This is a genomic window from Pseudomonas sp. S2_F07 (genome assembly GCF_054668325.1).
The window spans coordinates 758,602-784,124 of sequence record NZ_CP162758.1 but is presented as its reverse complement, the minus strand read 5'-3'; the positions used below and the strand labels follow the sequence as shown (position 1 = coordinate 784,124).

General features: G+C 58.2%; 20 protein-coding genes. 10 read left to right on the top strand and 10 right to left on the bottom strand.

Annotated features, from left to right (window positions below):
* Positions 1-86: 86 nt before the first annotated feature.
* From AB4O40_RS03410 to AB4O40_RS03385, 6 genes are all read right to left on the bottom strand, one after another.
* The gene (locus tag AB4O40_RS03410; protein ID WP_056725116.1) at positions 87-554 is read right to left on the bottom strand and encodes a thiol-disulfide oxidoreductase DCC family protein; all 468 of its coding nucleotides are present in this window, start codon (positions 552-554) and stop codon (positions 87-89) included.
* A gap of 51 nt (positions 555-605) precedes the next feature.
* Entirely contained in the window at positions 606-812 is a 207-nt protein-coding gene (locus tag AB4O40_RS03405) for a co-regulatory protein PtrA N-terminal domain-containing protein (protein ID WP_056724998.1), read from the bottom strand.
* A gap of 83 nt (positions 813-895) precedes the next feature.
* A complete protein-coding gene (locus AB4O40_RS03400; RefSeq protein ID WP_460056082.1) occupies positions 896-1,549 on the bottom strand; it encodes a hypothetical protein in 654 nt (217 codons plus the stop codon).
* Between the two features lie 278 nt (positions 1,550-1,827).
* Positions 1,828-2,106 (bottom strand): DUF2790 domain-containing protein, encoded by a 279-nt coding sequence (locus tag AB4O40_RS03395; RefSeq protein ID WP_056724994.1) that lies wholly within the window; start codon positions 2,104-2,106, stop codon positions 1,828-1,830.
* 257 nt (positions 2,107-2,363) lie between these two features.
* Positions 2,364-3,497: an ATP-binding response regulator gene (locus AB4O40_RS03390; protein ID WP_056724992.1), complete on the bottom strand. Its 1,134-nt coding sequence runs from the start codon at positions 3,495-3,497 to the stop codon at positions 2,364-2,366.
* Between the two features lie 2 nt (positions 3,498-3,499).
* On the bottom strand, positions 3,500-8,416 hold the full coding sequence (locus AB4O40_RS03385; protein ID WP_460160131.1) for a HAMP domain-containing protein: 4,917 nt from the start codon (positions 8,414-8,416) through the stop codon (positions 3,500-3,502).
* 297 nt (positions 8,417-8,713) lie between these two features.
* Between AB4O40_RS03385 and AB4O40_RS03380 the strand changes: the two genes are divergently transcribed.
* On the top strand, positions 8,714-9,355 hold the full coding sequence (locus AB4O40_RS03380) for a response regulator (RefSeq protein ID WP_056724988.1): 642 nt from the start codon (positions 8,714-8,716) through the stop codon (positions 9,353-9,355).
* 336 nt (positions 9,356-9,691) lie between these two features.
* Complete coding sequence (locus tag AB4O40_RS03375) at positions 9,692-9,991, top strand: hypothetical protein (protein ID WP_056724986.1); 300 nt, start codon at positions 9,692-9,694, stop codon at positions 9,989-9,991.
* Positions 9,992-10,285: 294 nt separating this feature from the next.
* Here AB4O40_RS03375 and AB4O40_RS03370 read toward each other — a convergent pair whose 3' ends face one another.
* From AB4O40_RS03370 to AB4O40_RS03355, 4 genes are all read right to left on the bottom strand, one after another.
* On the bottom strand, positions 10,286-10,939 hold the full coding sequence (locus AB4O40_RS03370) for a hypothetical protein (protein ID WP_223541167.1): 654 nt from the start codon (positions 10,937-10,939) through the stop codon (positions 10,286-10,288).
* A gap of 277 nt (positions 10,940-11,216) precedes the next feature.
* Positions 11,217-11,495: a DUF2790 domain-containing protein gene (locus AB4O40_RS03365; protein WP_056724982.1), complete on the bottom strand. Its 279-nt coding sequence runs from the start codon at positions 11,493-11,495 to the stop codon at positions 11,217-11,219.
* Positions 11,496-11,874: 379 nt separating this feature from the next.
* Positions 11,875-14,772 carry a multicopper oxidase domain-containing protein gene (locus AB4O40_RS03360; protein WP_409079225.1) on the bottom strand — a complete coding sequence of 966 codons (2,898 nt, stop codon included), beginning with the start codon at positions 14,770-14,772 and terminating at the stop codon, positions 11,875-11,877.
* Between the two features lie 303 nt (positions 14,773-15,075).
* Positions 15,076-15,999 (bottom strand): LysR family transcriptional regulator, encoded by a 924-nt coding sequence (locus AB4O40_RS03355; RefSeq protein WP_460056092.1) that lies wholly within the window; start codon positions 15,997-15,999, stop codon positions 15,076-15,078.
* Positions 16,000-16,135: 136 nt separating this feature from the next.
* Between AB4O40_RS03355 and AB4O40_RS03350 the strand changes: the two genes are divergently transcribed.
* From AB4O40_RS03350 to AB4O40_RS03315, 8 genes are all read left to right on the top strand, one after another.
* Positions 16,136-17,191 carry a tartrate dehydrogenase gene (locus AB4O40_RS03350; protein WP_056724976.1) on the top strand — a complete coding sequence of 352 codons (1,056 nt, stop codon included), beginning with the start codon at positions 16,136-16,138 and terminating at the stop codon, positions 17,189-17,191.
* Positions 17,192-17,297: 106 nt separating this feature from the next.
* The gene (locus AB4O40_RS03345; protein ID WP_056724974.1) at positions 17,298-18,653 is read left to right on the top strand and encodes a dicarboxylate/amino acid:cation symporter; all 1,356 of its coding nucleotides are present in this window, start codon (positions 17,298-17,300) and stop codon (positions 18,651-18,653) included.
* Positions 18,654-18,884: 231 nt separating this feature from the next.
* Positions 18,885-21,011, top strand: a complete 2,127-nt coding sequence (locus AB4O40_RS03340) for a TonB-dependent siderophore receptor (protein WP_460056096.1) — start codon at positions 18,885-18,887, stop codon at positions 21,009-21,011.
* Positions 21,012-21,263: 252 nt separating this feature from the next.
* Positions 21,264-21,941, top strand: coding sequence for a thermostable hemolysin (locus AB4O40_RS03335; protein ID WP_223541169.1), 678 nt, complete (start codon positions 21,264-21,266; stop codon positions 21,939-21,941).
* A complete protein-coding gene (locus AB4O40_RS03330; RefSeq protein WP_223541170.1) occupies positions 21,931-23,412 on the top strand; it encodes an AMP-binding protein in 1,482 nt (493 codons plus the stop codon). Before AB4O40_RS03335 ends, AB4O40_RS03330 begins: the two co-directional genes overlap by 11 nt.
* Positions 23,409-24,083, top strand: a complete 675-nt coding sequence (locus AB4O40_RS03325) for a TenA family transcriptional regulator (RefSeq protein ID WP_056724967.1) — start codon at positions 23,409-23,411, stop codon at positions 24,081-24,083. Before AB4O40_RS03330 ends, AB4O40_RS03325 begins: the two co-directional genes overlap by 4 nt.
* On the top strand, positions 24,070-24,879 hold the full coding sequence (locus AB4O40_RS03320) for an SDR family oxidoreductase (protein ID WP_056724965.1): 810 nt from the start codon (positions 24,070-24,072) through the stop codon (positions 24,877-24,879). The genes AB4O40_RS03325 and AB4O40_RS03320 overlap by 14 nt, the downstream gene beginning before the upstream one ends.
* Entirely contained in the window at positions 24,876-25,520 is a 645-nt protein-coding gene (locus AB4O40_RS03315) for a tetratricopeptide repeat protein (protein ID WP_056724963.1), read from the top strand. The genes AB4O40_RS03320 and AB4O40_RS03315 overlap by 4 nt, the downstream gene beginning before the upstream one ends.
* Positions 25,521-25,523 lie beyond the last annotated feature (3 nt).

The following is a 25,523-nucleotide window of genomic DNA, read 5'->3' as shown; positions in this document are numbered from 1 at the left end:
GGCATTTAAATCGAGACGTTCGTCCTGAGTAGCGTCAATGACGTGTATCGGAATGATATGTATTTGCTTAGAAGGGATGATCGTTATTAATTGCGCGATGATTCAGGCAAAGACTTCAAAAAACGCTGTTCATGATCAGGATCCGGTAACAGACAGGTGTCGTATTTTCCGAAGAGCCGATAACGATTAAGCGCAATGCGGTCGTATGCCCAATCTCGAAGTTTACGAGGGAAGATGCGCAGCAGAGACACGGGGCGCCAGCGTGGGGGAAGCTGGGCGATGACTTCGAAAAAAGCTTGCGAACGCTCCCAGTAGCGTCGGTCGCGGATCACCGCCATGGTGTGGAATTGATCCATGGGCAAACCTGCCCATGCGAGCAGAGCCTGCCCCTCGGGTGACTGAACCGCCGCCAACCGCAGGCGCCGCTGGCGGTCATGGCGAATCAAGAACCTCACCCAGCCATTGCACAGTTTGCAGACACCGTCGAACAAGACCACCGTCTCTCCTGGTTCGAGCAGGGGCGCGGGTGAGGGACGGATTTGCGAGACTGGCATTTGAGACTTGAGGCCGCACATTTCAGTTAACCGGGGGGCGCGCTACACAGATCAGCTTTTGGCGCGATCGGTTGCCTTGGCTTTGCTTTCAGCTACAGCGCCTTCAGTTTTCTGTTTCTGTGCTACCTGGTAGGTGTCCATCGAGACTTTGCGGGCCGACTCCATGCGTGCGAAGGTCTTATCACCACCACCTGTGGCCATCGCCAGAGAAGAGGCGGTCAGAGTGGCAACTACGAAGAGGGCTTTCATGGATTTCATTTGGGTATCCTCAAGTGAGATTTAGTTAATAGATAACAGCAGGATTTATTCGCAAAACTAGAACTTCCTGGTTCAATCTGGCTTCACCATCCAGCCAGGGCGGCGTTTCCTGGTGACCAGGTGCCTTGCTCCTTGCGCTCTTGCGCGTCTCTGCTTTTTGCCCAGGCAGTGAGCAGTACCATCGCCCCGAATCCACCGACGATGAGCACCGGATAGGCTGCCAGCAACTCCACCAGCGAATACTTCCAGGCCAGCGGACGACCGACACCCAACATGGCGGCATAGAACCACGACACGCAAGAGAGGGCGCCGGAGAACAGCGCCAGCATGCGCAGGTTGAAGGAGAGATTCAGTAGCGAACCGGCTTTCTTCAGCGCCGGCAATACAGCGCTATGCAACAGGAAACCGTTAAAGGTCAACAGCACAACGATGCCGATCTTGGCTTGCAATTTTGGATTGAGAAAATACTCCATCCCCTTGCCGGCATAGTCGATCCCTACAATGCCAATACCCGTAATCCAAAGCGCTACAAGTGCAAGCGACACGGTTTTTTGAAGGCTTTCCATGTGCGCGTCATCGTGGTGACTTGAGGCATCGCCCTTCAGGAGTTGCTTGACCATTGCAATGTCACTGGTCAAGACCAGCCCGATTGCCACGCAGCAGGCGATAAGATGAAAATATACAACGCCCAAACGCACATATTCCACGGTGGACGAAGAGAACATACTAAGTTCCATGGTGACCTCTTGGCTTCAGTGAATCAGTAATGCTTTCGGCACGGCTTAGTTGGAGTTTGCCGTTGCTGGTTGCAATCAGGATTCAGCAATTATTATTAATTAATCTTGCGACATTACGCCGCCAAGATAACGGTGAGTTTCTCGAATGAACTTTTAGTCATTCGATCATGTCCATTTTCAGGTAACAAAAAACATCATTCGCACTGGGCGCAGTATGAGGTTTAACTTCCGCTTCTGGGGGTGGGCAGTCGAGGCCCGGAACTCTATTGGCGAGTGGATCAGGCAATACTGTCGGGGTTGGCCGGACTTGCGCCCCACTCGAGGAAACGGATCTTGTGTACCTCGCCCTTACTGTCCAGATAGACAACAGTCACCGGTACCACGCCGGTCTTGTCGGATGTATCGGTACGCTGCAGTACTTGTTTCACATCGATGTCCATTCCGTAGTGGTAATCGACGGCCGAGACATGCGCGCCGGGTTCTTGCAGGCCGTTCTGGTCGAAGACGCTTGGTGCGAGACTGGAAATCACGGCACTTACTACTGTGGCCATGCTCATTAGGCTGTACCTCTGCTGAAGTTCGCTTGACGGGGACCTAATGTGACATGTCTTGAAACTGAAGTTCACTTCACCGCGACGAACGCGCCCGCCTGAAAAGCCTGTAGTGGCTGCAAACTCCCGGGAATTCCCCGCGCTTGACGCCTCTTGACCATTCGTCCTTTAAACCCCGTATTTGTTGGGTAAAGTCCGTTTTTTAAGGAGGTCATGACATGTCATGACGGATTTTCACGCAAGGTGAATCAGGGCCATCCGGGTCAGTCGAGTGGCAGCGATATCGTTAATCTCGTTCCTTTGTCCGGCGCGCTGTCGATCGTCAATTCTCCGCCCAGCATGCTGATGCGCTCCTTCATTCCCACCAGCCCGAACGAGTTCAATTTTTTGCGATCCGTCATGCCTACGCCATTGTCTTTGATCCGCAGATAAAGCCAACGACCCTCCCTGGAAAGTTCGATATGCACCTTTGTCGCTTGCGCGTGTCGGGCAATATTCGACAGCGATTCCTGCACGATACGGAACAGAGTCGTGGCGGATTTTTCATTCAGATCGCAACGGAAGTTTTCGTCTTTTGCCGACATCTTGCAATCGATCGCACTGCGCTGCCGGAACTCTTCAAGTTGCCACTCGATTGCTGCCTGCAATCCCAGATCGAGTACGGGGGGCCGAAGATCATTAATGATACTGCGGACACTGCGGATGGCTGTATCGAGGTGATTCAGGGCATCACTGGCCTTTTCGTTGAGCTTGGGGTGCATGGTACTGGTGCGCGCCTGCAACATGGAGACATCGATTCGCAAAGCCAGCAGACTCTGTCCCAGTTCGTCATGGATGTCGCGTGCGATCCGCTTTCGCTCTTCTTCCTTGATGTGCTCCTGATAGGAGGCCAGTTCGCGCAGCAACAGCTTCGATTGCAGCAACTCTTCGGCCTGCATCGTCAGCTTGCGCTGCAAGTAGAACAGGTCGACAAACACCCGGATCTTGGCGCGAAGAACCTCGGCCACAATCGGCGAGAAGATGTAATCCACTGCGCCGGACGTATAACCGCGGAAACGCTCGGAATCCGTGTCGGCCTCAGCTGTGACGAAGATAATGGGCGTGTGGGCCGACTTCGGGCGGCCGTGGATGAGTGCCGCGGTCTCAAAACCGTCCATCACTGGCATTTTCACGTCGAGCAGAATGACGGCGAAGTCGCGTTGCAATAGCAGGCGCAGGGCCTCGCGTCCGGAGGTCGCCGTGGCAATATCGAGGCCCATGTCCGCAATCACCGCGGCGAGCGCCGTAAGCTTGGCGGGATTGTCATCCACCAGCAACACAGATGCTGGCACGCCATCAGGCGGGAGCGGGTGCCGCGCCTGGGCTCTCTCATTGAATACCGGAGGTTCCTGTTGCATATCTATGCCACTTCGGTTTGCGCTAGCGCGCAATGAGCGCGGTACACAGTCATCGATAGAGCCATTTGCGCATCAGTGACAGCAACTGGTCGGTATCCACCGGCTTGCTGACATAGTCCGAGGCTCCTGCCTCGATGCACTTTTTCGCGGTCACCCATCATCGCCTTGGCCGTCAGCGCAATCATGGGCAGGGTTTCAAATCTCTTGAATGTGCGGATCTGGCGCATGGTTTCATAGCCATCCATCTCGGGCATCATGATGTCCATCAGCACAATGTCGGTATCGGGCTGCTGCTGCAGCAGTTCTATGGCGGTTCGGCCGTTTTCGGCCGTGGCCACCAGCATTTTGTTGCACTCAAGCACGCTGGTCAGGGCAAAGATATTGCGCACGTCATCGTCGACCACCAGGGCCTTTTTACCCTCGAGGCTGTCCGAACCCTCATAGAGTTTTTCCAGCAATCTGCGCTGGGTCTGCGGCAGCCTGGCTACGACGCGGTGCAGAAACAGCGCGGTTTCGTCGAGTATGCGCTCGGGGGACTCAACGGCCTTGATGACGCCCTTGCCGAGCAGGGTCCTGAAACGCTCGCGTTCCGGCTTGGTCAGTGTCTCCGCACCATAGACGACGATCGGCAATTCACGCATGGCGCGGTCTTCCTGCAACGCCTCGAGCAACCTGATGCCGGATGCGTCGGGCAGTTTGAGATTGATTGCCATGCAGTCGTAGCGTTTCTTTGCCAGTTTCTTCAAGGCTTGCGTGTCGCTGGCGGTCGCTTCGATCTTCACGTCGGTGTTGCCGAGTAGATCGAGGATATGGGCACGGCTCCCTTCGTTGTCGTCAATGAGTAGAAGGTTCCTGGTCTTGCGCCGAGCGAATGCCACGATGCCGACCAGCGCATTTTGAATCTCGTCGGCTGTGACCGGCTTGAGCAGATAGTCGAAAGCGCCGTAGCGCAGCCCGCGTGTGTGGTCGTCAGTGGTGGAGATGATCTGGACCGGGATGTGACGTGTAGCGAAATTGCGCTTCAACTGCTCGAGCAGCGACCAGCCATCGATGTCCGTCAGGCCCGGGTCCAGCGTGATCGCAGCGGGTTTGAAGCGCTCGACAAGCTCCAGTGCATCTGCGCCACGGGTCGTGACGATAGCCCTGAACCCCTCCTGGTGCGCGGCCTCGAGCAGAATGCTGCCGAATCGGGCGTCGCCCTCGAGCATCAACAGCACTTGGTCCCCGGGTTGGACAGACTCGCGGTCGTCCGGTATCTGTGCAGACGGGCTTGACATGGGGTCGCGCTTGACTTGGCCAGGTACTGTCTCTGTCTCAGTCGCTGACTCGTCTAGCGTCTGACGCTGGGCATTCTCTGTACGTAAGGGTACGTACAGCGCGAAAGTACTGCCCGGGCCGATCTCACCGGGGATCAACCGCAGCTCTCCACCCAGCCGGTGTGCGAGCTCACGGCTGATCGACAGGCCGAGGCCGGTGCCGCCGTATTTACGTGAGGTTCCGGTATCTGCTTGCTGGAACGCTTCGAAGATGAGCTTCTGCTTGCCGGCAGATACGCCAATGCCGGTGTCGGTGACCACGAATGCGACTACTGTATCGGCACGATTGAGCTCGCTGTTATCCACGCTCCACCCGGACACAGCGGGTTCGATGCTGATCTTGACGCTGCCTTGCTCAGTGAACTTGAAGGCATTGGACAGCAGGTTCTTGACCACCTGTAGCAGGCGCTTTTCGTCGGTCCAGATGACGGGGGGCAGGGCAGGCGCCAGTTCAATCGTGAAGGTGAGGCCCCGGCTTTCGGCGACCGGCCGGAAGGTGCGTTCGATCTGGTCGTGCAAATTGGCGAACAGCGCTTCATTCAGATCCAGTGTGACCGTACCCGACTCGATCTTGGACAGATAGAGAATCTCGTCGATCAGTTCCAGCAGGTCTTTGCCCGCGCTACGGATGGTCTTGGCATATTCGACCTGCCTTGGTGTGAGATTGTGTTCCGCGTTGTCGCTGAGCTGCCGGGCCAGGATCAGCAGGCTGTTCAATGGCGTTCTGAGCTCATGGGACATGCTGGAGAGGAATTCGGACTTGTACTTCGAGGTCAGCATCAGCTGCTCCGCCTTCTCCTCCAGCGACAGCTTGGTGATTTCGACTTCGCGGTTCTTGCGCTCGACTTCGGCTTTCTGTTCCGCCAGCAGTCCAGCCTTGTCCCCCAGTTCCTCGTTGGTCTGTCTCAATTCCTCTTGTTGCTTTTGCAACTCCTGCGCCAGCGATTGCGACTGCTTGAGCAGTTCTTCGGTACGCATATTGGCTTCGATCGTGTTGAGTACGATACCAATCGATTCAGCAAGCTGATCAAGGAAGGTTTGATGAATGATGCTGTAGCGCGTGAACGAAGCCATTTCGACGACGGCCTTGACCTTGTTCTCGAACAGGATCGGCAACACGATGATATTCAGCGGGGCGGCCGCACCCAGTCCCGATGAAATCGCGACGTAATTGGCGGGTACATCGGTCAGCAGGATGCGTCGCTTCTCGTAGGCGCATTGCCCGACAAGGCCCTCGCCGAGCCGCCACTCATCGTTCACATTGATGTTTCCCTTGTACGCATAAGCGGACAGCAGCTTGAGTTTCGCGGGATCGGGCGGGCTCTCGTTCATCATGTAGAACACACCGTGCTGGGCGTTGATCAGCGGAGCCAGTTCAGACAGCACCATCTTGGAGACTGCCGCCAGATCGCGCTGACCCTGCAGCAGACGGTTGAATTTCGCGAGATTGCTCTTGAGCCAGTCCTGCTCCGCGTTTTGCCGCGTGGTTTCCCGCAGGTTGCGGATCATCTCGTTGACGTTGTCCTTCAATTCCGCCACTTCACCCTTTGCTTCCACTTCCACGTAACGAGTCAGATCGCCCTTGGTCACGGCCGTCGCCACGTCGGCAATTGCGCGCACCTGATTGGTCAGGTTGGCCGCCAGGCCGTTCACGTTGTCGGTCAGGTCGCGCCAGGTGCCGGCAGCACCCGGCACGTTCGCCTGGCCCCCCAGCTTGCCCTCGACGCCCACTTCACGCGCCACCGAGGTTACCTGGTCGGAGAACAGCGCCAGCGTATCGGTCATACCGTTGATGGTGTCGGCCAGTTCGGCGATCTCGCCCTTGGCTTCCAGTGTCAGTTTTTTCTTCATGTCGCCGTTGGCTACTGCGGTCACCACTTTCGCGATGCCTCGCACCTGGCTGGTCAGGTTGGCCGCCATGAAGTTCACGTTTTCGGTCAAGTCCCTCCAGGTGCCGGACACGCCTTGCACCTGTGCCTGTCCCCCGAGCTTTCCTTCAGTGCCGACTTCGCGCGCCACCCGCGTCACTTCGGCGGCAAAGCTGTTGAGCTGGTCCACCATGGTGTTGATGGTGTTCTTCAGCTCCATGATTTCGCCCTTGGCCTCCACGGTAATCTTGCGCCCCAGGTCGCCTTTGGCCACCGCCGTCGTCACGTCGGCGATGTTGCGCACCTGATTGGTCAGGTTGGCCGCCATGCTGTTGACCGAGTCGGTCAAGTCTTTCCAGGTTCCACCGACGCCCGTCACCCTGGCCTGGCCCCCGAGCTTGCCGTCAGTCCCCACTTCGCGAGCCATTCGCGTCACTTCGTCGGCAAAGGTCGAGAGCTGGTCCACCATTGTGTTGATGGTTTCCTTGAGTTGGAGAATTTCACCTTTGGCTTCGGCTGTGATCTTGCGCGACAGGTCGCCGTTGGCCACCGCCGTCGTCACGTCGGCAATGTTGCGCACCTGGGTGGTCAGGTTGGCCGCCATGCCGTTGACCGAATTGGTCAGGTCCTTCCAGGTACCGGAGACGCCAGTCACTTCGGCCTGTCCGCCCAGTTTGCCTTCGGTACCGACTTCCAGCGCGACGCGTGTCACCTCAGAGGCGAAGCTGGAGAGCTGGTCGACCATCGTGTTGATAGTGTTTTTCAGTTCGAGAATCTCGCCCTTGGCTTCAACGGTAATTTTCTTGCCGAGGTCGCCGCGCGCCACCGCCGTCGTCACCTGTGCGAGGTTGCGCACCTGGGTGGTCAGGTTGGCCGCCATGCCGTTGACCGACTCGGTCAGGTCGCGCCAGGTGCCTGATACGCCGCGCACTTCCGCCTGGCCGCCCAACTTGCCTTCGGTACCGACTTCCAGTGCCACGCGGGTCACCTCCGCAGCGAAACTCGAGAGCTGGCCGACCATCGTGTTGATGGTGTTTTTCAGCTCGAGAATCTCACCCCTGACTTCGACGGTAATCGTCTTGCCCAGATCGCCTTTGGCCACCGCGGTCGTCACGTAAGCGATGTTGCGCATCTGGGTGGTCAGATTGGCGGCCATGTCGTTGACTGAGTCGGTCAGGTCTTTCCATGTGCCGGACACCCCTTTGACATTGGCCTGACCACCGAGTATCCCCTCAGTGCCGACTTCGCGCGCCACGCGGGTGACCTCGGAAGCGAAGGAGCCCAGTCGAGTCACCATGGTGTTCACGATCCGGGCGGATTTGAGGAACTGGCCCCGCAGTTTCAGGTCGTCGAGTACCGGTGGTACCTGCTGGCTCAGATTACCCTCGGCAACCGAGCCGATAACGCGGATCATCTCGTTCATCGGACTGATGAGGTCGCTGGTGAGTGCATTGCTCGAGTTGACGATCTTTTGCCATGAGCCTTTCATCATCGGCAGTTCGATGCGCTCATCGACCTTGCCCTGCTTGCCTATCAGTCGCGCCACGCGTTCGAATTCCGTGGCGGTGTCGGCCGCCATGTCGATGATCTCGTTGAGCGTGTCGGCGATCTTGCCCGGCATGCCGGTCCAGTCTTCCGGCATACGCGTGGTGAAGTCACCATTGCGCAACGCCTTCAGCGCTGCCAGCAACGTCTTCATGTCGAAAGCTTCGATCGGTGTCGTCACTGTGGCCATGTCTATGTCCAGTCAAGATGGATGCCAAGCGCAAGGCGTCGTGCAGGAGCCGGCATTGCAGTATTGACCATGCTGAAAGCTGAGCGTTGGCTTACGAAATATTAGCAAGGTTGGCGCAATACCCCGGATCCTGGGGAAATTGGCCGGGAACAGGCCGTTCCAAGTGACTGCAACCGCGGTCCGGGGATGTGAGCACTAACGCCTGAGGCAAAAGTGCAAGTGTGCTCTGTGCCTGCTAACGTCAAGCTCTGCAGCAGATTCCATGGCTTGCAGGCCACTGCCGAATGGAAAATACAGATGAGTGACCACAAAATCAGAGTCTTGCTGGTAGATGATCACAGCATCGTGCGTAGCGGCGTGCGACGCATGCTGGAGACTGCCGGCGAGATTGACGTTACGGGCGAAGCAGAGACGGCACAAGGCGCAATGCTCCTGGTCCGGGAGCAGGATTTCGACGTGGCGCTGGTAGACATTCAGCTTCCCGACAAGACCGGCCTTCAACTGCTCAAGCTCATGCGTGCAGAGAAGCCCAAGCTCGCCGTTCTGATGTTGAGCATGCATTCGGTCGAGGCCTATGCATTACGCGCGATCAAGCACGGCGCAGCGGGATACCTCACCAAGGATATTTCCGCAGCCACCCTGGTTACGGCAGTTCGCAAGGTGGCCTCAGGCGGCAAGCACGTCAGTCCTGAGCTGGCAGAAAAACTGGTCAACGCTATCGGCAGAAGCGACGGGGCACCCCACGAAGCACTATCCGACCGGGAGCTTGAAGTACTGAAGCTCCTCGCTTCAGGCGAGAGGATTGTCCGCATCGCTCAGATACTGCACTTGAGCCCAAGTACCGTCACGACGTACCGGGCACGGATCCTGGAAAAGACAGGGATGGACAGCAACGCGAAACTGGCCCGCTATGCGCTCGAAAACGGCCTGTTGACTTAGTACACCCTGCCATCCGACGCCGCCGGGCCGCTCAATCCTTCTCGGCTTCCTCAGCACTCCGCGGCACATGCCCGGCATCGCCGAAACGTCGCCTGGTCCTGCCTGCCTGTAGTGGAATCACTACAAAGAAGTCCTGCTAACGTCGATAGCGGGGACCGTACCAATCAAGCATATTTACCTCTCGGCAAATTTTCGTCCGTTCAATGGAGTTGTCTTTGTCAGCGTCTTGTACAGCCATTTTCACAAGTCAGAAAAGACTCCGGAATCGATATCCGCAAGTTGAGCGAGGAGTGCACGCTGCATTCGTGTTGAACCAATGTTCTAACTGGAGACGTCATGATGATAGGTTATTGGTTATGTGCGTTGCTGTGGGGTGTGGTGCTGCTGGAGGAGATCCAACTCATGCCCCCTCAGGAGTGGAAAGACGAGGGGCTGAAAAAGGTTCTGTTATTGCGCCGGACCAGAACCCGGACCGGCTACTTTATTGCGTTGATCGCGGGCGCGGTGTGCCTTTATAGCGAAATCCTGGTAGCGCCGGTCGAGCAGAGCATTTTCAATCCGGAGTTGATACTTGCTCTTTGCGGTGTTCTTTGGGGTGCTTATCTTTCCATAGTTTGTATGAAGGGCAAGCGATAGACGCCTATCTCAACTCATCCGAGGTTAGCGGACGAGTTCCAGGCGCGCGGCATTATTGATCGGGATGAGCGAAAGGGTCTGAGGCGACGGAGCATAATGCCCGTGCTGTCGAGGCGGATTCAACACACTGGATTGGGTGTAGGCGGGATCTTGGTTAAACCGGCGCTGGCAGCACCTTGGGTGCTGCCAGCGAGGCTTGAGGCTGCACACTTCTGTCAGCCGAGGTTTGTGAACTGCTAAGCAGCGGAATTTGAATTTATTGGCTAAAGCTGAACTTCCGTGTTCAACCTGGCTTCACCATCCAGCCAGGGCGGCGTTTCCTATTGTCCTGGTGCCTTGCTCCATACGCGCTTCGGTGTCTTTGCTTTTTGCCCAGGCAGTGAGCAGTACCATCGCCCCGAATCCACCGACGATGAGAACCGGATAGGCTGCCAGCAACTCCACCAGCGAGTACTTCCAGGCCAGCGGACGACCAACACCCAGCATGGCGGCATAGAACCACGACACGCCAGAGAGGGCGCCGGAGAACAGCGCCAGCATGCGCAGGCTGAAGGAAAGCTTGAGTAACGAACCGGCTTTTTTCAGCGCCGGCAATACAGCGCTATGCAACAGGAAGCCGTTAAAGGTCAACAGCACAACGATGCCGATCTTGGCTTGCAATTTTGGATTGAGAAAATACTCCATCCCCTTGCCGGCATAATCGATCCCTACAATGCCAATACCCGTAATCCAAAGCGCTACAAGTGCAAGCACTACGGTTTTTTGAAGGCTTTCCATGTGCGCGTCATCGTGGTGACCTGACGCATCCCCCTTCAGGAGTTGCTTGACCATTGCAATGTCACTGGTCAAGACCAGCCCGATTGCCACACAACAGGCGATAAGATGAAAATATACAACGCCCAAACGCACATATTCCACGGTGGACGAAGAGAACATACTAAGTTCCATGGTGACCTCTTGGCTTCAATAGTGAATCAACTTGGCTCTCGGCACGGATTGATTGGGTTTACCGTTGCTGACTGCCATTTAGATCCAGCAATTGTTATCAATTAATCTTGTGACATTACGCCAGCAAGATAATAGTGAGTTTCGCGAATGAACTTTTAGTCATTCGAATATGTCCATTTTCAGGTAACAATAAACATCATCCGCACTGAGTGCATATGAGATTTAACTTCCGCTTCTGGGGAGGGCGGCGAAGCCCGGAACCCGATCGACTGATTGATCAGGCAATGCTGGCGGGGTCGGCGGGGCTTCCACCCCATTCGAGGAAACGGATCTTGTGAACCTCGCCCTGGCTGTCCAGGTAGACAACAGTCACCGGCACCACGCCGGTCTTGTCGGATGTATCGGTACGCTGCAGTACCTGTTTCACATCGATGTCCATTCCGTAGTGGTAATCGACGGCCGAGACATGCGCGCCGGGTTCTTGCAGGCTGTTCTGGTCGAAGACACTGGGTGCGAGACTGGAAATCACCGCACTGACAATTGTGGCCATGCTCATAAGGCTGTACCTCTACTGACGTTTGCTTGACAAGGACCTAATGTGACACGTCGAGAAAGTGAAGTTCACTTCACCGCGACGAACGCGCCCGCCTGAAAAGCCTGTAGTGGCTGCAAACTCCCGGGAATTCCCCGCGCTTGACGCCTCTTGACCATTCGTCCTTTAAACCCCGTATTTGTTGGGTAAAGTCCGTTTTTTAAGGAGGTCATGACATGTCATGACGGATTTTCACACAAAGTGAATCAGTGCTTTCAATCTGTCGGCTGTCAGGGGAAAAATGTCGGGTATTGGTCGTCGCGAAGGGTTGCAAACGACCCAAAACCGCCCGTGACGACAGGCGGCTTTGGGATTGAAATGATCAGCCGTTTGATGGACGAGGCTAGCCTTTGCCTCCGCTGACACCGCTGCCGCTGCTACCACTGCGGCTGCTACCACTGCCGCTGCTATCTTCCCGGTTATTGTCGTCCTCGACCTGTGGCCCGACGCCATCTCCGGTACGGAATGTCGGTAACGCAACCGAGTTCACGAACTTCACGCCGTCCCAGCTGGGCAATGGCGTGGGCATCAATTGGATCTGGCCCGGGTGCTCGGAGTCCCAGCGCAACAGCATCGCCGTGTCCTCATGTTGTGTATTGTGGCAGTGCTCCATGTAGGTACCGGCAAACTCACGGATGCGTAAGGCCATTTCGACATTGTCGAGGCTTTCGGGATGGGAGCCTACATTGTAGATATCCTTGCGCGCCCCTTTTTCCCATTCCGGTGGTGTCTTGCCACCTCGACTGAGAATGATCCCTTCCTCGAAGTGCACATGCACCGGGTGACTCCAGCCATTGCCGCCGTTCTGGATCTTCCAGACTTCCAGCGTGCCTTCACCCTTGAACCCTGCCGATGTCGGGCCGGTGGCCAGTTGTGGTGCGGCTGAAATCCGCCGCGGGTCCATGCCGAAACCTTCGCCGCCATCGGTCTTGATCGTCCAGGGCTTGAAATCCGTGCCATCGGAGCGGCCAAAGATAAAGGTGCGGTGCCGCGCCTGGGCAAGCCGCGCGATATCGGCAGGGTCATCACGGTGCAATGGCAGGGGGATCATTAACTTGCCCTCGGGCTTGCCAGGTTTGGCGGGCTCGAAGTCGACCGGGTTCATGCTGACATCCTGGCCGGTGTAGGGCTTGACGTTGATTTGCATGAATATGCCCACACCAGGGTCACCGTTGACCCACTGTGGTCCTTTGCTGGTCTGCCTGACAACGGGCAGGTATTTCCCGGAGAGTACATCCGCCAACGGAATATCAGCGTTGGGACGCTTGCCGTTTTCATGCTCCTCGATGTTGACGAAGAAAATCCTGTCGCCCGGCTTTATGCCGTTTTTTGCGAAGTCGACGACGATGTCATAGCGTTCGGAAATGCCCTGTATCGGTAGGATCGCATTGTGGTCCTGTGTGTCGCCGTCGCCGTCGAGGTCCAGGCTGCCATCGAACGGCACCGCGTGCTCCATGATATTGCCGTCGTTGGCAATCATGTGGAACGGCACGCGGGTATAAGACAGGCCTGAACCGGTCCGACCAGGAAACTCGCCACCATTACCATTGACCTGACGCACCACCGCCAGCTTGAAGTAGCGAGAAACCGATCCGTTGAGTATGCGGAAACGGTAGCGGCGGGCACGTACGTCCAGGAAGGGCTTGTACTCCCAGTTGGTCAACACCTGGTCACCGAGAAAACCGTCGGTGTTGAAGGGGTTGAACCACAACTGGCCGGCCTTGTCCCAGGCCTTGTCGGCGATCGTCAGGTTGACGTCATAGTCGCGGTTACCCCAACCCAGCGCGGAACCGCTGGGCAAGCGCAGGTTGACCCCGTCGTCGACCGCCTCGTTGCCACGGTCCACGGCACTGTAATAGTTCATCATCGTGGCATTGCCCTTGTAGACATTCTGCGCGGTGAAATCGAGCATGTGGTCGTGGAACCAGTGGCTGCTCATGGTTTCGCGCCAGTCGCCACGGATCTTGATGGTGCCGTTGTTGCAAGTCTTGAAGCCGGGCTTGGCGTCGTTGACGAAAAGGATTTCACCGGGGTCGCAGGGGAATGCCGCACGCGGATCCTGAGCGCTGGTATTGATGCTGTCGTAACCGGCCAACTGGATCGGCCAGCGATAGTCGTAGAACTGGCCCGGGAAGAAGAACGCGTTGGCAAAACCGTCGCTTTCGGCGGGCGAGTGGCCGTTATGTTCATGGGTGGTGATGGTGTGCAGGCCAAAACCACGGTTGGCTGACGGGTCAATGGGCAAGGCATCGTAATGACGCATCAGCATCGCCTGGCCGTAGCGCACCTGGAGCAGCTTGGGCGGAAAGGTGCCGTCGAATGTCCACAGCGCATTGTGGTCCTGGACAGGGAGGTTGGGGTGAAACTGCACTTGAATGCCCTTGGTTGTGCCCTCGTTGACCGGGCTGCCGTTGGTGTTGTGATAGAGCCCGCCAGGGGCAAATTCCCCCACGGCGTAGTTATGCCGTTGCATGCGATCACGCAAGCCGCTGTTGACGTGTGCGCCGGCCTGTACAGTCTTGAAGGCTTCGCGCGGGAAAAACTCATTGAAACGCTGGTGCGACCAGCCTTTTCCCGGTGGCCGGCCTTCTGCGGGCGAATCGACCCGGCGATTGAGGAAATCCTCGATCTGGGCCTTCCAGGGGTTGCGGTCCAGCACATTGGAGAACTCGGTCGGGAAGGGCGTCAAGGCGGGCTGCCTGAGAAAGGTATCCAGCGCAGCCGGCGACGGACCGCTACGCGCCACCTTCAATGGATCTTGCGCTGGTGCGGGTCCCAGCGTTGGAACCGGAAACGGAACGGGTGATGGCGGGTCGGCCGCATTCAGTTTGTTCGAGCCGAATTCCTCGAACAGTTCAAGCTTCTGCGTGAACGGTTGAGCTCCGAACACCGGGCTGGCGTTACCGTTGGTGGGGATATTGAAGCTGGGTTGCAGATCGGGTGGCAGCACATTGTCGACCAAGGGGGTCTTGCGGTTACCGACCACTCCATTGGGCAAGTCGAAGGCGCCGACGTTTGCCGCAGGCAGCTTGAGCAAGTCCCTCAAGGCGGCTTCGGGGTCGGCGGGCTGATTGGTGAACGCCGATGGGTCGGTAGGAGGCGGTGGGTCGGTGTTGTCGAGGGGGGCTGCCCGGGTCTGGGACAGGCCCAGCCCAAACACAAGCATGGCAGCAGAGATACTCAACGCCAGTCTGGTTTTGGACAATGAACCAGGTATCAACCTTCCGGCATCCAGTTTCATCGCAAACACCTCTGACGGGTTCCTCGGAGCGTGGCAATGCATGGCATCGAGCCACTGCTTCCAGCCCCGGTTGGTTAAACTTTTGATTCCGGGCCGGGATGGAAACGATGCATATTTCCCGCCAAAAGTGACAGGGAGTGACTGGTGGCTCTACGCCGCAGCCCCCCTTGTCTGCTGGCTTCAAGTTGACGTATCAGAAGCCCGGATGGACACCCCTATACGGGGGATATCCCCCAATACAGGGGGCGATTGTGCGGGCGTGCGGGCCAGCAGTTAGCCGAAGCGGTTACCGGCCCAAACTGTTCAGTCGTGCAGGCCTGCCGTTTCATCCAGGTGGTCAATGTGTCTGAAACGCTCGACCAGGAAATCGATCAGGCTGCGCACGCGGGCTGACAGGTGCAACTGTTGCGGGTACACCGCATAAACGTCGGCGCGGGTCGGGGTCTGGTCTTCCAGCACTAATCGCAAGCGGCCGCTGCGCACGTATCGTGCAATGTCCCATTCGGCCCGCAACAGAATGCCGTAGCCTTCAAGCGCCCAATTCAGGGCCACTTCGCCGTCGTTGCAGCCGAGTGCGCCACGGACCTTGATGTTTTGCGTGCGCCCCCCGTTGGTGAAACTCCACACCCCGTAGGGCGTTTCGTTTTGCCTGAGAAAGATGCAGTTGTGTTGCTGCAGGTCCGACAGGCGTTGCGGCACGCCGTGCTTTTCCAGGTACAGCGGCGAAGCGCATAGGAGACGCCGGTTGGACGCGATCTTGCGCGCATGGAAGGCGGCGTCCGGCAGGGTACCGAAGCGGATGCCCAGGTCAAACCCATGGGTCGTCAGGTCCAGGGGGTGATCGCTGATTTCCAGCTGCACCTCCACCTCCGGGTACTGGGCGAAGAATGCACCCAGGGCAGGGCCGATGTATCGGCGACCGAAACCCAGCGACGCGTTGACCCGAATCAGGCCTTTGGGGGTGGCCCGACTGCTGTGGATCAACTGCTCGACCTCATCGATCTGCGTCAGGATACGAGCGGCGTGGGAAAACAGCAGTTCACCTTCCGAGGTCAGGCTCATGGAGCGCGTGGTGCGATTGACCAGGCGGATGCCCAGTCGAGCCTCCAGCGCGGTGAGACGCTTGCTGACCGCCGGTGGCGTGATACCCAGTTCCCGTGCGGTCGCGGCGAGACTGCCTTTATTGGCCAAAAGGTAGAAAAACGACAAATCCAGGGTCTGGTTCATTCGTAACTCAAAGTTATTTATGTAGTGATTATGAGTAACTCACAGCTATTTGTTCACTACATATACTCCGCTCACACCCTGATTGAACAGCCCGTTCGACAGGCACAACAAGAAACCTACGAGAGTGGAGTTGACCATGAGCGCATACAAGATTGCAGCGGTTCCAGGTGATGGCATTGGTGTCGAAGTGATTGCCGCTGGCGTCGAGGTGCTGCAAGCCCTGTCGAAAAACTCCGGCTTCCAGCTGGATTTCAAACACTTCGACTGGAACTCGGATAACTACCTGAAAAACGGCTACTACATTCCCGAAGGTGGCCTGGAAGAACTGAAAACCTTCAATGCCATCTTCTTCGGTGCAGTGGGCGCACTCAATGTGCCGGATCACATTTCACTCTGGGGTTTGCGCCTGCCGATTTGCCAGGGCTTCGACCAATACGCCAACGTGCGTCCTGCCCGGGTACTGCCGGGGGTGAAAAGCCCGCTGCACAACGGCGATCAAATTGACTGGGTGGTGGTGCGGGAAAACTCCGAAGGTGAGTACTCCGGCAACGGTGGCCGGGTACACCGTGGCCTGCCGGAAGAGGTTGCCACCGAAGTCTCGGTATTCACCCGTGCCGGCGTCGAGCGCATTCACCGTTTCGCTTTCGAACTGGCGCGCAGTCGTCCGCGCAAGCACCTGACCATGGTCACCAAGTCCAACGCCCAGCGTCATGGCATGGTGTTGTGGGACGAGATTTTCTACGAAGTGGCCAAGGATTTCCCGGACGTCAGGATCGACAAGGAACTGGTCGATGCGGTGACTACGCGCATGGTGCTCAAACCGTCGACGCTCGATGTGATCGTCGCCACCAACCTGCACGCCGACATACTGTCGGACCTGGCGGCGGCACTGTCCGGCAGCCTGGGCATCGCACCGACCGCCAACCTCAACCCGTCCCGCCAATTCCCGTCGATGTTCGAACCGATCCACGGCTCGGCGTTCGACATCACCGGCAAAGGTGTGGCCAACCCGATCGCGACGTTCTGGACGGCGGCAATGATGCTCGAGCATCTCGGTGAACACGCCAGCGCCAAACAGTTGATGTCCGCGATCGAAGCGGTGACCGAAAGTGGTTTGCATACCCCGGATCTTGGCGGCAACGCCACCACCCGCCAGATCACGGATGCAGTCATCGCATTGATCAACCGCTGATTTTTCCAGCGCTTCCGGGCAGTACTGCGGCACAACGCCAAGGGGCGGGTCAGTTGATCTGACTCCCTGGCATTTCCTGACAACAATAAAAAATCAGGGCCCTGTCATGAAAAGAATATTCGGCAAACTCTATGTGCAAGTGCTGATGGCGGTGATCCTCGGTGCCATCGTCGGCGTGTTCGTTCCCGAAACCGGTGCTGCGCTCAAGCCCTTGGGCGATGCCTTCATCAAATTGATCAAGATGCTCCTCGCTCCGGTGATCTTTCTGACCGTGGTCACAGGGATTGCCCGCATGGAAAACATGAAGGAACTGGGGCGTGTGGGCTTTCGCGCCTTGCTCTATTTCGAAGTGGTCTCGACCCTGGCGCTGGTGGTCGGCCTGGTGGTGGTCGATGTGTTCAAGCCTGGTGCCGGCATGAACATCGACGTCGCCACCCTCGACACCTCCAGCCTGGCCACCTACACCACGGCGGTGAAACATGCATCGTTCATGGACTTCGTCATGAACATCATCCCTGACACCATCGTGGATGCCTTCGCCAAGGGCAATGTGCTGCAGATCCTGCTGTTTTCCATTCTGCTGGGCATCGCCCTGGCGCATGTAGGGCCACGGGGCAAGGCATTCGTCGATACGCTCGATAGCCTGATGCAAGGCATGTTCCGCATCGTCAGCATGGTTATGCGCCTGGCACCGATCGGCGCATTTGGTGCCATTGCCTTCACGATCGGCAAGTATGGCTTCGGCTCGCTGTTCTCTCTGGGCAAGTTGATGGCTTGCGTCTATCTCACCTGTGCCGTGTTCGTGATCTTCGTCCTCGGCCCGATCTGCCGCTACAGCGGTTTCAGCCTGTGGAAGTTCTTGAAGTTCATCAAGGAAGAATTGTTCACTGTGCTGGGTACCAGTTCTTCGGAGTCGGTGCTGCCACAGATGATTTCCAAAATGGAGAAGGCCGGGGTGTCCAAACCCGTCGCCGGAATGATCATTCCCTCCGGCCTGACCTTCAACCCGGACGGGCAAGCGATCTACTACACCATCGCCGCGATATTCATTGCCCAGGCGACCAACACGCCGCTGACCCTGACCGATCAACTGATCGTGCTGGCAGTACTGATGTTCACCTCCAAAGGCTCGGCCGGTGTCACTGGTTCCGGGTTCATCATTCTGGCCGCTACCTTGTCTTCCCTGGGCACCATACCGGTGGCGGGCATGGTGTTGCTGCTGGGCGTCGACCGGTTCATGTCGGAAGCGCGGGCAATCACCAATACCATCGGCAATGGTGTGGGCACCATGGCGATTGCCAAATGGGTCGGGGCGCTGGACACCGTCAAGATGCACAAGGCACTCAATGGTGGGATCGAGGAGCAAAAACCTGAGGCGGTGCGGGCGGAGGTGGTTCATGCCCATGCATCGGCAACGAGCAGCCCCTTGCTTCCCGGCCTTGAACAAACTTCACGAGTGTAGGTATCCAGGGGCTGATGTCCCGAATACAAAGGGCCCTTCGGGGCCCTATATTGTTTTGCCGGCGGCTTCGACAGGGGAGGCTTGAACCCTCGGTGATTTGAAATGACGCAGGTCGCCTTCAGAAAATACAAATGAGAATACGTATCAAAACATGGCGGTTTGGTATACCATGCGCCACGATTTGTTGGCATGTATGCCGTCCTGTTTGGCTATTTTCACAAGGTTTCCTAGATGCGTCGTACTTTGATGTCTATCTGCGTGCTTCAGGCGTTTTCCGCTTCCTCCTGGGCGGAGCAAGCCAATACCGATAAATCCAGTCTGGAGCTGCAAGCGACAGACATCATTGGCACCGCAGACTTTGAAACCGCCCTGGGGCCGGTTGACGGCTATCGCGCGACGCGCTCGGCCAGCGCCACGCGCACCGATACGTCGATCCACGAAACGCCACAGTCCATCACCGTGGTCACCAGGGATGTCGTCGAGGACATCAGTGCCACCCGCTTGCAGGACGCCCTCGATTACGCTGGCGGGGTGGGGCGGGCCAACAATTTCGGCGGCCAGGGCCTGACCACCTTTACCGTGCGCGGCTTTACCACCGGGGAGTTCTATCGCAACGGATTCCCGATCAACCGTGGTTATCCGAACATGCCCGATGCCAACACCATCGAGCGACTGGAAGTACTGCGAGGGCCGGCGACCATGCTCTATGGCCGAGGCGATCCGGGCGGCACCTTTAACGTGATCTCCAAACAGCCCCTGTCCGTGCCCACTGTGACCCTGGGCAGCCAACTCGATGACCAGGGCATGAAGCGTGGCACGCTGGACGCCTCCGGTCCGTTGGACGAAGAGGGCCGCCTGGCCTATCGCCTGAACGTGGTGGGCGAGGGCGGTGATACCTTTCGCGATCATGTCGAAACCGAACGCTACGGCGTGACCCCGGTGCTGTCCTGGCAGGCCACCGACGACACCAAGGTAATTTTCGAAGGCGACTTCATGCGCAACAATCACCCGCTCGATCGCGGCGTGACGCGCTATCCGAATCAGATTGGCACCGCGTCCCGCGATACTTTTTTCGGCGAAAAAGACGTCGGCAAATTGCACAACGACAACAACATGGCGCAGCTGCGGTTTGAACATTTGTTGAGCGATAACTGGACGTTGGGCGGCGGATTCCAATGGCTCGACGGCACCCTCGAGGGGAATGCGGTCGAAGCCAACGGTGTGGCCGCGGACGGGCGCACCCTGGGCCGTAACTTCAACTACCGCAAGCTGGAGTGGACGGACAAGGACACCCAACTCAACCTCACCGGACATTTCACCGCAGGCGGTTTCGATCACACCCTGCTGACCGGTGTCGAGTACGAGGATTACGACTACAAGTCGATCATCCAGCGCTCCAGCGGCGCGGTGAGTGCCTACCCGATCGATATCTTCAACCCGGTGTATGGCCAACCGCGTCCAGCCCTGACCCGAACCCCGACCAACGACAAGGAAAATCTCAAGACCTACGCGGCATTCGTCCAGGATCAGGTGGCCTTGACCGAACGTTTGAAAGTATTGGCCGGGGCCCGTTTCGAGCGCTTCGAGCATGATTACCAAACCTTCGTGCCCGGCGGCAGAAGCTGGGAGGCCAGCGACAATGCGGTGACCCCGCGCGTTGGCGTGACCTATGACCTCACCGACACCGTGGCGATCTACGCCGATACGGCTCGCTCGTTCAAACCCAATACCGGTGCCAGTCGCCAGGGCGGTGGTTTCGAACCGGAAAAGGGCAAGTCCTATGAACTGGGTATCAAGTGGGAAGCGCTGGACAGTCAATTGAGTGTCGAGGCGGCGATCTACCAGATCGAAAAGCGCAACGTTCTCACCACCGATCCGGTGGACTCGACGTTCAGTGTGGCGGCAGGCGAGGTGCGCAGCCGTGGTTTCGACCTGAACATCGCCGGCAACCTGACCCCGCAATGGCGGGTGATTGGCGGCTACGCCTATGTCGATGCCGAAGTGACCAAGGACAACGTCATCAAGTCCGGCACCCGGCTGATGAACATTCCGCAGAACAGCTTCAGCCTGCTCAATGTCTACGAGTTCCAGGATGGCGCGCTCAAGGGGCTGGGGCTTGGCACCGGGCTCAAGTACGTCGATGAGCGTGCAGGGCAGACGGCCAACACGGCGTTTTCGATGGGCAGCTACACCGTGGTCGACCTGCTGAGCTATTACAAAGTGAACGACAGGGTCAGGCTCAACCTGGATGTGAAGAACCTGACGAACGAAGATTATGAGGAGGGCGCATTCGGCAACGTCTACGCCTATCCAGGGGCACCGAGAACGGTGCAGGTCGGTGTTTCCTATACGTTGTAAAGGTGAAGTCAACTTGACCGCGACGAACGCGCCGGCCTGAAAAGTCCGTAGTGGCTACAAACCCCCGGCAATTTCCCGCGCTTCACGCCTCTCGACCATTCGTCCTTCCCCCCTCGTATTTGTTGGTCAAAGTCCGTCATGACATGTCATGACGGACTGTCACTCAAGGCGACAATCGTTTCGTCACCTTCAGACTTCGTTAAGAAATACCTTTGATACTTCTCCCCATTAGATCCGGGGAGATGTTTTTCAATGTCCGATTTCAACTGGAACCTTCAGTTGCCGCTGCACTTTGGCCTGACCGAAGCACAGCAGATGTATCTGGTCAGGGCCTTGCCGGACGCCCCCCAACGGGGCGCCTTCGAAGCCTTTATCCAGCAACGTTTTCGTAAGGCCCACGGTGCCGATATCCGCCATTTCATGCCGGAGCTGTTTGGCATGAGCGATGCGTCCGGCGCGCTTTGTGCGGTGGTCGGGGTACGTCTGGCGAGCACCGGGCCGCTGTTCCTGGAAGGTTATCTGGACGAGCCGATCGATCCGCTGATCAGTGCCGCGGCCGACCACACCGTAAGCCGCTCGGACATCGTCGAGGTAGGCAACCTGGCTGCCAGCGACACCGGCAGCGCACGGATGAGCATCATCGCGATGACCTACCTGCTCGCCATGGGGGGGTTGGAATGGGTCGCTTTCACCGGAAACCTGGGGCTGGTCAACAGCTTTCATCGCCTTGGCTTGAAGCCCGTGACCCTGTGTGCTGCCGACCCGGCGCGCCTGGGCGAGGACCGCCATGCCTGGGGCAGTTACTACGAAAGCAAACCCTGGGTTCATTTCGGCAATATCCGCTCCGGTTTCATTCATTTGCGCAACACTGGCCTGTTCAGTCGCCTGGGCTTGCCGACCTCCATTGAAGGGGACTGCCATGTCGCCTGAAATGGAGCGTTTCAAACAGGCCCTGCGTCATCATGCCGAGCAAAAAACCAATGCCATTGCCTTGTGGGGCGATCATCTGAAGCTGGACTACGCCACGCTGTATGCCGAGGTCATTTATCGCCAGCAGCGCCTGCGCGATGAGCAGGTCAGGGTGGTCGCCCTGGCGCTGGACAATGGCGTCGAAGCCATGCTGTGGGACCTGGCCGCGTTGTTCGAGGGATTGACCTGCGTGGCCTTGCCGCCTTTTTTCAGTCCGGCGCAACGCAAGCATTGCCTGGAGCAGAGCCAGGCCGAACATGTCATTGCCGAACCGCAACTGCACGACGAGCTGCAAGCGGCTGGGTATCAGAAGGACGGCGAGTTCTGGCTCCGTACCTTCAATGACCCGAACCGAATGCCTGAAGGCACCGCCAAGTTGACCTTCACCTCGGGTACCACAGGCACGCCCAAGGGCGTGTGCTTGAGTGCCGACAGCATTCTGCGGGTCGCTCGCGAGCTGCACCTGGCCAGCCAGCCCACCGACCCGCAACACCACCTGGCGTTGCTGCCGCTGGCCATTTTGCTGGAAAACATCGGTTGTTACGCCGCACTGTATGCCGGCGCTACCCTGAGCCTGCCCAGCCAGAAAGCACTGGGGATTCAAGGCGCCAGCGGTGCGGATGTGACCCAGCTGTTGGGGTGCCTGGCCAGCCGTTCGCCCCAGAGCCTGATTCTGGTGCCGCAGTTGTTGCTGATGCTGGTCAGTGCGGCCGAGCAGCAGGCTTTCGACCCACAGCATCTGCGTTTTACCGCCGTGGGCGGTGCCCGGGTCAGCGAAGATCTCCTGCATCGCGCCCAACGCGTGCGCATACCCGTCTATGAAGGTTACGGGCTGTCCGAGTGCGCGTCGGTAGTGTGCCTCAATCGCCCGCAAGCACAGCGCCCCGGCAGTGTCGGACGGCCATTGCCCCATGTGCAGATTCGCCTGGCGGACGACGGTGAAGTGCTGATCAAGGGTTCAACCTTGCAGGGCTATCTGGGAGAGCCGCCGCATACCGCCCAGTGGTGGCCCAGCGGCGATCTCGGCGAGTTCGACGCCGAAGGTTTTCTCTATCTCAAGGGACGCAAGAAACATCAGTTCGTCACCAGTTTCGGTCGCAACGTCAACCCCGAGTGGGTGGAAGCCGAATTGACCCAGCGTGGGCCCATCGCCCAGGCCTTCGTCTATGGCGAGGCCATGCCTCACAACCATGCGCTGCTCTGGCCCCATCGCCCGGACTGCACCGACGAACAACTGGCCGCCGCCGTAGCCCAGGCCAACGAGGCTTTGCCCGAGTACGCCCACATCCATCACTGGAGCCGGCTAGACCAACCCTTCACTGCCACCAACGGCTTGCTCACCGCCAATGGCCGGCCCCGCCGTGACGCCATCATCGAACGCTACCGGGGGCAATTGGCCGAATCTGCATTTTCCGAGGAATCCGCACCATGAGTTTTTTTGACAGGCTGCAACAAGCCACCGAGCAAGAACGCAATGAACTGTTCAACCTGCCGATCATCCGTGATGCGCTGCAGGGCGAAGTCAGTCTGGAAAGTTACCGGGCGTTTCTGGCACAGGCCTATTACCACGTGCGCCATACCGTGCCATTGATGATGGCCTGCGGTGCGCGCCTGCCGTTGCGCCTGGAATGGTTGCGCAAAGCGGTATGTGAATACATCGAGGACGAATACGGCCATGAACAATGGGTACTCGATGACATTCAAGCCTGCGGCGGCGACAGGGACGCTGTACGCGACGGGCGCCCGTCATTGCCGATCGAGTTGATGGTCAGTTTCCTCTACGACCTGATCGCCAGGGACAATCCGGTGGGATTGTTCGGCATGGTCAACGTGCTCGAAGGTACGAGCATCGCCTTGGCCACCCACGCCGCCGGCAGTATTCGCCAACGCCTGGACTTGCCGGAAAGCGCTTTCAGCTACCTCAGTTCCCACGGCTCGCTGGATATCGAACATATGCAGACCTACCGTCGACTGATGAACAGCCTTGAAGACCCGGGCGACCAGGCCGCCGTCATTCACGCCTCCAAAGTGGTGTACCGGCTCTACACCGATATGTTTCGTGGCTTGCCGCGTAACGGGGAGAGCCTGCATGCGCCTGTCTGAAGCTCGCGTCGTGTTGACCGGTGCCAGCGGCGGCATCGGCCTGGCCATCGCCACCGCACTGTGCGCCAGTGGTGCCCGGGTGCTGGCCGTGGCTCGGCATCGGGAACCCTTGGTGCCGCTGCTTGAGCTTTATCCCGGTAACCTGAGTTGGGTCCGCGCGGACCTGACGCTGCTCACCGACCGCCGCGAGGTATTGGCGCGGGCGCAGGGCATCGGCGGCATCAACTTGCTGATCAATGCCGCCGGGGTCAACCATTTCGCCATGCTCGAACAGCTGGACGACAGTGAAATCAATTCGATGCTCGCGGTGAACATTGGCGCGCCGATGTGCCTGACAAAACTGATGTTGCCACTGCTCAAGCAAGCCGACAGTGCCATGGTGGTGAACGTCGGTTCGACCTATGGCTCCATTGGCTACCCCGGCTACGCCAGCTACTGCGCCACCAAGTTTGCCCTGCGCGGGTTTTCCGAAGCCTTGCGCCGGGAGCTGGCAGACACCCGGGTCAGTGTGCTTTACGTCGCCCCGCGAGCGACCCGTACCAGCATGAACAGCCCGCAGGCCCAGGCGCTGAACGATGCGCTCAAAGCCAATGTCGACGATCCGCAAACCGTGGCGGCCGCGGTGATTCATGCCATTGCCGGTGAACGTCGCGACTTGTACCTGGGCTGGCCCGAGCGTTTTTTTGTACGCCTGAACAGCCTCCTGCCCCATCTGGTGGACCGTGGTTTGCGCAAACAATTGCCGCTGATCCGCCGCCTGAGCCAGAAACCCGACCAGGAGAATCCCGAACCATGAAAAAGATCATCGCTTGCCTGCTGCTTGGCGCCTTGAGCCAGAGTGTCTGGGCGCTGGATGCTGCCGACCAGCAGCGTCTCAACAGTATCCAGCAAAGCTGGGCGCACATTCAGTACGAGTTACCCGAGGGGCAACGAACCGCGGCTTTTGAAAAACTGGCCGCCCAGGCTTCGAGCTTCAAGCAGGAACGCCAAACGGTGGCCGAGGCCTGGATCTGGTCCGGCATTGTCACCAGTAGCTGGGCGGGCGCCCAGGGGGGACTGGGTGCGCTGGGCAAGGTCAAGGATGCCAAGGCCGACCTGGAAAAAGCCCTGGCCCTGGACCCCAAGGCCCTGCAAGGCTCAGCCTATACCAGCCTGGGGGCGCTCTATGACCGCGTACCCGGTTGGCCCATCGGTTTCGGCGACGCTGACAAGGCCGAGCAGTTGCTCAAGCTGGCATTGCAAATGAACCCCAACGGCATCGACAGCCTGTACTTCTGGGGCGATCACCTCTACCGTCAGAAGCGTTATGTCGAAGCCAGGGCTGCGCTGCAAAAAGCCTTGCTGGCTGCGCCTCGACCTGGCCGCGAGAGCGCTGATGCCGGGCGCCGCAAGGAGATCGAAACGCTGTTGGTGGACGTGAACAAGAAACTTGGCTGACAG

Coding starts and splice junctions, on each gene's coding strand:
- AB4O40_RS03380 (WP_056724988.1), top strand. CDS start 8,714: ATGAGTGACCACAAAATCAGAGTCTTGCTGGTAGATGATCACAGCATC.
- AB4O40_RS03315 (WP_056724963.1), top strand. CDS start 24,876: ATGAAAAAGATCATCGCTTGCCTGCTGCTTGGCGCCTTGAGCCAGAGT.
- AB4O40_RS03400 (WP_460056082.1), bottom strand. CDS start 1,549: ATGGAACTTAGTATGTTCTCTTCGTCCACCGTGGAATATGTGCGTTTG.
- AB4O40_RS03390 (WP_056724992.1), bottom strand. CDS start 3,497: ATGCAACAGGAACCTCCGGTATTCAATGAGAGAGCCCAGGCGCGGCAC.
- AB4O40_RS03355 (WP_460056092.1), bottom strand. CDS start 15,999: ATGAACCAGACCCTGGATTTGTCGTTTTTCTACCTTTTGGCCAATAAA.
- AB4O40_RS03340 (WP_460056096.1), top strand. CDS start 18,885: ATGCGTCGTACTTTGATGTCTATCTGCGTGCTTCAGGCGTTTTCCGCT.
- AB4O40_RS03320 (WP_056724965.1), top strand. CDS start 24,070: ATGCGCCTGTCTGAAGCTCGCGTCGTGTTGACCGGTGCCAGCGGCGGC.
- AB4O40_RS03345 (WP_056724974.1), top strand. CDS start 17,298: ATGAAAAGAATATTCGGCAAACTCTATGTGCAAGTGCTGATGGCGGTG.
- AB4O40_RS03375 (WP_056724986.1), top strand. CDS start 9,692: ATGATGATAGGTTATTGGTTATGTGCGTTGCTGTGGGGTGTGGTGCTG.
- AB4O40_RS03360 (WP_409079225.1), bottom strand. CDS start 14,772: ATGAAACTGGATGCCGGAAGGTTGATACCTGGTTCATTGTCCAAAACC.
- AB4O40_RS03335 (WP_223541169.1), top strand. CDS start 21,264: ATGTCCGATTTCAACTGGAACCTTCAGTTGCCGCTGCACTTTGGCCTG.
- AB4O40_RS03395 (WP_056724994.1), bottom strand. CDS start 2,106: ATGAGCATGGCCACAGTAGTAAGTGCCGTGATTTCCAGTCTCGCACCA.
- AB4O40_RS03330 (WP_223541170.1), top strand. CDS start 21,931: ATGTCGCCTGAAATGGAGCGTTTCAAACAGGCCCTGCGTCATCATGCC.
- AB4O40_RS03325 (WP_056724967.1), top strand. CDS start 23,409: ATGAGTTTTTTTGACAGGCTGCAACAAGCCACCGAGCAAGAACGCAAT.
- AB4O40_RS03410 (WP_056725116.1), bottom strand. CDS start 554: ATGCCAGTCTCGCAAATCCGTCCCTCACCCGCGCCCCTGCTCGAACCA.
- AB4O40_RS03365 (WP_056724982.1), bottom strand. CDS start 11,495: ATGAGCATGGCCACAATTGTCAGTGCGGTGATTTCCAGTCTCGCACCC.
- AB4O40_RS03405 (WP_056724998.1), bottom strand. CDS start 812: ATGAAATCCATGAAAGCCCTCTTCGTAGTTGCCACTCTGACCGCCTCT.
- AB4O40_RS03370 (WP_223541167.1), bottom strand. CDS start 10,939: ATGGAACTTAGTATGTTCTCTTCGTCCACCGTGGAATATGTGCGTTTG.
- AB4O40_RS03385 (WP_460160131.1), bottom strand. CDS start 8,416: ATGGCCACAGTGACGACACCGATCGAAGCTTTCGACATGAAGACGTTG.
- AB4O40_RS03350 (WP_056724976.1), top strand. CDS start 16,136: ATGAGCGCATACAAGATTGCAGCGGTTCCAGGTGATGGCATTGGTGTC.